Source organism: Rhizobacter sp. P3_C12, assembly GCF_056402735.1.
Genome location: NZ_JBFUGW010000401.1, coordinates 1 through 4286, shown reverse-complemented (window position 1 = coordinate 4286; position 4286 = coordinate 1). Strand labels below are relative to the sequence as shown.

5 protein-coding genes are annotated in these 4286 nt (G+C 70.4%); 2 read left to right on the top strand and 3 right to left on the bottom strand.

Annotated elements, in window-relative coordinates:
* Nucleotides 1–162: 162 nt before the first annotated feature.
* Together AC1DXV_RS31980 and AC1DXV_RS31975 are read left to right on the top strand one after the other, a co-directional pair.
* Complete coding sequence (locus AC1DXV_RS31980) at nt 163–864, top strand: flagellar basal body L-ring protein FlgH (RefSeq protein ID WP_477937512.1); 702 nt, start codon at nt 163–165, stop codon at nt 862–864.
* Nucleotides 864–1625 carry a Crp/Fnr family transcriptional regulator gene (locus AC1DXV_RS31975; RefSeq protein WP_477872952.1) on the top strand — a complete coding sequence of 254 codons (762 nt, stop codon included), beginning with the start codon at nt 864–866 and terminating at the stop codon, nt 1623–1625. The genes AC1DXV_RS31980 and AC1DXV_RS31975 overlap by 1 nt, the downstream gene beginning before the upstream one ends.
* Nucleotides 1626–1644: 19 nt before the next feature.
* Here the strand turns inward: AC1DXV_RS31975 and AC1DXV_RS31970 are convergent, their stop codons facing one another.
* The 3 genes from AC1DXV_RS31970 to AC1DXV_RS31960 form a co-directional block, all read right to left on the bottom strand.
* Nucleotides 1645–2373 carry a copper-binding protein gene (locus AC1DXV_RS31970; RefSeq protein WP_477872950.1) on the bottom strand — a complete coding sequence of 243 codons (729 nt, stop codon included), beginning with the start codon at nt 2371–2373 and terminating at the stop codon, nt 1645–1647.
* A gap of 45 nt (nt 2374–2418) precedes the next feature.
* On the bottom strand, nt 2419–3786 hold the full coding sequence (locus AC1DXV_RS31965; RefSeq protein WP_477937510.1) for a multicopper oxidase family protein: 1368 nt from the start codon (nt 3784–3786) through the stop codon (nt 2419–2421).
* A 19-nt stretch (nt 3787–3805) separates the two neighbouring features.
* A partial coding sequence (locus tag AC1DXV_RS31960) for a TolC family protein (RefSeq protein ID WP_477937508.1) occupies nt 3806–4286 on the bottom strand: 481 nt, incomplete at its 5' end.

Below are 4286 nucleotides of genomic sequence, written 5' to 3'. Positions count from 1 at the left end.
GCCCTACCTGAGCGCGGCCTCGATGAGCCTGCAGCGATCGGGCGGCGCGCTGCTCGCGAGCAGCGGCTACAGCGTCGACGACGCCGGCTTCGGCGCCAGCAAGTGGGCCACGACAAGAACCAAGCTCGCACCGGTGGTGCGGGCACTCATCCAAGGATTCGAATGAAACCCCCGAAGTACGCGGTACGTGGTGCGGCAGCGGCGTGTGTGCTGGCGCTGGGTGCCTGTGCGAGCCCGCCGCCGAGCCTGGTGCCCGGCCCGGTGAGCGCCGCGCCGCCGCTGGCGCCGATGTTCATCGAGCGGCGCAGCAACGGCGCCATCTACCAGCCGCAGCTCGAATCGACCGCGCTGTTCTCGGGCGAGCGCCGGCCGCAGGCGGTGGGCGACACGATGAAGGTCGACATCTCCGAGAGCCTGAAGGCCTCGCAGAAGCGCGCCACCGACACCAGCCGCGACAACAAGCAGGCGGTGAGGGGCCCTGGCAACGGAGAAAAGAACGGCGGCCTGCTCGACAAGATCCTGAACGTCGATGCGAGCGCCGGCAGCAGCGATTCGTTCAAGGGCACCGGCAGCACCGAGGTGTCGACCGAGTTCACCGCGCAGCTGACGGTCTCGGTGATCAACGTGCTGCCGAACGGGCACCTGGTGGTGGCCGGCGAGCGGCGCATCGGCGTCAACGGCGGTGCGAGCGCGCTGCGCTTCTCCGGCGTCGTGAACCCGCAGGACATCCGGCTGGGCAACGTCGTCAACTCGCGCGACGTGGCCAATGCCGCGCTCGAGAGCGCGGGCAGCGGCGATGTGTCGGAAGCGGCCTCGCGCAGCTGGCTGCAGCGGGTGATGGCCAAGACGCTGGCGGTGTGGTGATGCAGCAGCACTGGATCGACGAGGCGGTGGAGCAGGTGTTCCGGCGCGGGCAGGCCATCGTGCGGGTCGGCGGCGAGCTGCACGACTGGATGGCGATCCGCCAGGGCGCGGTGAGCCTGCACATCCGCGTGGCCGCGGGCACCGAGGTGGGCGTGGCGGTGCTGTGGGGCGGCGACGTGATCGGCTGGGGTTCGCCGCTCGGGCAGGACCGCGCGCTGTATGACGTGACGGCGCTGATCGATGTCGTGGCCGTCAAGGTGCCGGCAACGACGGTGCGGGCGGCGCGCGATGCCGGCCACAGTGGCGATGGCGGGCCGGGCGACGACATCGGCCGGCTGCATTCCGCGACCGCGCTGCGCATGCAGGAGCAGCTGGCGCTGCGGCTCGCGGGCGGCGGCTTCCAGCGGCTGGTCAACGTGCTCGCGACCTTCGCGGCGGCGTTCGCGCCGACGCAATCGGGCGCGCGCGGGCTGCACATCGCGCTGCCGGTGTCGCAGGCCTTCATGGGGCAGCTGGCCGGGCTGTCGCGGCGGCAGACCTGGATCTACCTGGGCCAGCTGGCCGACGCGGGCTGGGTGCGCACCGAGCGCTCGCAGGTGATGCTGGAGGTGCCGGCCGCGTGGCTGCAGTTGCCGGCCTACGTCGAGCGCGAGGGGCTGGAGTGCATCGCGACGGCCGGCGAGTGCAGCGCGACGCTCGGGCTGCTGTGCCTGGCGGCGGCGTCGGGCCGGCCGGGCGGCGGGGTGGTGTCGACGCGCTGAGCTCGGGTCCTTTCTCGAGTCATTTCGCGACCTCGATCGCCGTCACGGTGATCGAGCCGTCCACCCGCTCGGCGCTGAACCGCACTTTGTCGCCCTCGCGCAGCGTGTCCAGCATCCGCGGTTCGGCCACCCGGAACACCATCGTCATGCCCGGCATGTCGAGGTTGGCGATCGGCCCGTGCCGCAGCGTGAGCTTGCCCTGGGCCTTGTCGATGCGGCGCACCTCGCCGTCCGTCATCGCGGCCTGGTCGCCCGTCACCGTCACCCGGCCGAGCATGCCGGCCTCGAAATGCCCGGGCTGCAGGCAGGCGAACTGGAATTCACCGGCCTGGGTGAACTGCCAGACGATCTCGCCGCTGGCCCCCGGCTTCACATGCGCCATGTTCGGGCTCGCATGCTCCATCTCGGGAAACTTCTGCATCAGTGCCGCGTGTGCCTTCAGGTCCGCCGGCGTGCCCAGCACCATCTCGTGCAGCAGCCTGCCGTCGTTGCGCACGACGAACTTCACCGTCTCGCCGCGCCGCACGGTGATGTCGGCGGGCGTGAAGCGCATGGCATCGGTCATGCCGAGCGGGATCATGCGGCGTGCCTTCGCCGGGTCGCCCTCGCGGCCGTAGGCGGTCTGCTCGACCTTGGCGGCATCGTAGCGGCGCGGCGCGGCGTGATCCTCATCGCCGTGGGCCGAAGCGGAGGCGGCGTGCAAGGCCAGGGCGGTGGCCACCAGGTTCATCAGGGATCGGGTGTTCATTCTGGAATTCCTTCGTATCGTGTTCATGGGTGGATCAAGCGGTGTTCAGTGGCCGGCATGGCCTTGCGGCTTGCGGACCTGCAGCGTGCTGCCGTCGGGTGGCGCGGACGGCGCACGCACCGCGGCCCCGACCTCGCCGGTGAATTCATGGGCCAGCGTGCCGGGCGGGTGGCGGTACGGACCGGGGTCGCGGAAGTCGCCGCGCTGCAGGTCGTCGCGCACCTTCACCACGCTGAACATGCCGCCCATGCCGATCGGCCCGAACGGGCCGGTGCCGGTCATCATCGGCAGCGTGTTGTCGGGCAGCGGCATCTCCATCACCGCCATGTCGTGCATGCCCTTGTCGCCCATCACCATGTAGTCGGGCACCAGCTTCGCGATCTTCTGCGCGACCTCGCGGTGGTCGACGCCGATCATCGTCGGCACCGCATGCCCCATCGCGTTCATCGTGTGGTGCGACTTGTGGCAATGGATCGCCCAGTCACCCGCCAGCGCATCGAACTCGAAGGCGCGCATCTGGCCGACGCCGATGTCGACCGTCACCTCCGGCCAGCGCGCCGACTTCGGCACCCAGCCGCCATCGGTGCCGGTGACCTCGAAGTGCGGGCCGTGCATGTGGATCGGGTGGTTGGTCATCGTCAGGTTGCCGACGCGGATGCGCACCCGCTCGCCGGTGCGCGCGACGATCGGGTCGATGCCGGGGAAGGCGCGGCTGTTCCAGGTCCACAGGTTGAAGTCGAGCATGGTGTTCACGCGCGGCGTCGCGGCGCCGGGCTCCACGTCGTAGGCGTTCAGGATGAAGCCGTAGTCGCGGTCGACGCGCAGCTGCCTCGCATCCTTCGGGTGGACGATGAACAGGCCCATCATCCCCATCGCCATCTGCGTCATCTCGTCGGCATGCGGGTGGTACATGAAGGTGCCGGAGCGCTGCAGCACGAACTCGTAGACGAAGGTCTTGCCGACCTCGATCGGCGGCTRGGTGAGGCCCGTCACGCCGTCCATCCCCGAGGGCAGCAGGATGCCGTGCCAGTGCACGCTGGTGACCTCGGGCAGCTGGTTGGTCACGAAGATGCGCACGCGGTCGCCCTCGACCGCCTCGATCGTCGGCCCGGGGCTCTGGCCGTTGTAGCCCCACAGGTTGGCCTTCATGCCGGGTGCGATCTCGCGCACCACCGGCTCGGCCAGCAGGTGGAACTCCTTGACGCCGTCCTTCATGYGCCACGGCAGCGACCAGCCGTTCAGCGTGACGATCGGGTTGAACGGGCGGCCGGTGGGCGGCGGCGGGGGCGGCTGCATCGTGGCGCTCGATTGCGTGGCGGCCTCGGGCAGCGAGGCGGCGCCGACGCGGCTGACGGTGGCGGCGCCGAGCAGCGTCGCGCCGGCGGCCTTGAAGAAGGTTCTGCGGTGGGTCATCGGTTGCTCCATCAGCGGGTCAGCGGGGCAGGTCGGGGGAGGCGTTGGCCGGCGAGCGGCCGGCGATCGCCATCTGCAGCGCGCTTTCGGCGATCCAGTGGTCGCGCAGCGCTTCGACCGCGCCGGTCACGCCGGCGATCTGCGATCGCGCATCGGCGAGCAGCTCGAAGACGCTGCCGAGCATGCCGTTGTAGCGAAGCAGGTTCTCGTCGGAGATGCGCTGGCGCAGCGGCACGACCTCGTCGCGGTAGTGCCTGGCCAGCCCGTAGGCGCTGCGGTAGGCCGAGTACGACTCGCGCACCTCGGAGCGGGCCTGCAGCGCGAGCTGCGCGGTGCGGTCCAGCGATTGCCGGTAGGTGGCCTCGGCGCGCGCCGTGCGGGCGCTGCCGAAATCGAACAGCGGCAGCTCGAACTCGATCTCGTAGCCGTTGCGGCGCGGTTCTGCGCTGCTGCTCTGGTTCTGGTAGCCGGCGTCGAGCACGTTGATGAAGCGCGTTGCC